2 protein-coding genes are annotated in these 1487 nt (G+C 69.3%); both read left to right on the top strand.

Features of this window, described 5'->3' with window-relative positions:
• Window positions 1–356 (top strand): triphosphoribosyl-dephospho-CoA synthase (locus tag FV228_RS29400; protein WP_187277970.1); only part of this gene is annotated, 356 nt, incomplete at its 5' end.
• 101 nt (window positions 357–457) lie between these two features.
• Entirely contained in the window at window positions 458–1192 is a 735-nt protein-coding gene (locus tag FV228_RS29405) for a DUF3750 domain-containing protein (RefSeq protein WP_147857684.1), read from the top strand.
• Window positions 1193–1487: the final 295 nt, after the last annotated feature.

The following is a 1487-nucleotide window of genomic DNA, read 5'->3' on the forward strand; positions in this document are numbered from 1 at the left end:
GCGCGGAGGCCGCCGCCGGCTTCCCGACCATCCGGGCCGTGGGCCTGCCGGCCCTGCGCCTCGGTCGCGCCCATGCGCCGGACGATCCCCAGGCTGCGCGGGTCCAGTGTTTCTTCGCGCTCCTCGCGATCCTGGACGACACCAACCTGCTTCACCGCGGCGGCGCCAAAGGCTTGGCCCGGGCGCAGGCGGCCGCGAGGGATTTCCTCGGCGCGGGGGGGACCGCCGACCCGGATTGGCGTGACCGCGCCGTGAGGATCCATCGCAGCTTCGTGGCGGCACGACTCAGCCCCGGCGGTTGCGCCGACCTCCTGGCCACGACGCTCTTCCTCGACGCGTTGTCCCGGTTGGCGTGATGGCCCGCGTGCCGGGCCGGCGCGCTCCGTTCGGCCGCATGGGAACGGGCCCGATCCGTGCCTACATGTGTCCCGTCGTCCGTCACGCCCCGGCCAAGCCCGTGTCCCTGCTCAGGTTCGCGCTCCTCGCGCTCGTCCTCGTCTTCCTCGTGCCGGTCGCGGTCTCGGCGACGCTGTATTGGCTGCGCGCGAGCGGCGACTGGCGCTCTGCGGACCGGTCTAGCGCCGGCCTGCTCCCGCCCGCCGAAACCCATCCCGGGGCCGTCGTGCGGATCTTCTCCGCCCGCACCGTGAGCTGGCGCGGAATCGTGGCGACCCACAGCTGGATCGTGATCAAGGGTCCCGGCGAACGCAGCTACCGGCGCTTCGATTACACGGCCTGGGGCCAGCCGATCTGGATCGACCGCTTCGTCCCGGACGGGCGCTGGTTCGGCAACCCGCCCGAAATCGTGTTCGCGGCGGACGGGTCCGACGCGGAAGCGATGCTGCCGCGCATCCGCAAGGCCGTGGCCGAGTACCGCTACGCCCGCCCCGGAGATTACGTAGTCTGGCCGGGTCCGAACTCGAACACCTTCGTGGCGGCCGTGATGGCGGCGGTACCCGAGATGCGGGCCAGCCTCCCCGCTACGGCAATCGGCAAGGATTTTCCCTATGACGGCCGCTGGATCGGGTGGACGCCGTCCGGGACCGGCATCCGGATCAACCTCGGCGGCTATTTCGGCCTCACCCTGGCCTGGGTCGAAGGGCTTGAGCTGAACCTGCTCGGCGGCGTCGCCGGGATCGATCTGCGCCGTCCGGGGATCAAGCTGCCGGCGATCGGTCGCGTCGGCATCTGACCGGCCGTTCGATCTAGTCCTGTCCGCCATGAAGGCGCGGGCGGATCTCGGACGCCCGTATCATCGCATCGTCGTGCCGACGCACAGCATCGGGCGGGCCGGGCTTAGTGCAATCGAACCAAATCGGTATAAGTACACCGATCGATTCGGCGCGATGGGTCATTTTTAGGGTCTGACTCACTTTCGGTGCAGGGGAGTTGATGGATCTCGGCTTCGGTCGTCGGAGATCCTGCCATGCCTCGCAGCCTGCATCCCAACTCGGTAATTCCGCGCGGACTCGTCATCGATCATGTCG

It is taken from the genome of Methylobacterium sp. WL18 (assembly GCF_008040015.1).
Lineage (GTDB): Bacteria > Pseudomonadota > Alphaproteobacteria > Rhizobiales > Beijerinckiaceae > Methylobacterium > Methylobacterium mesophilicum.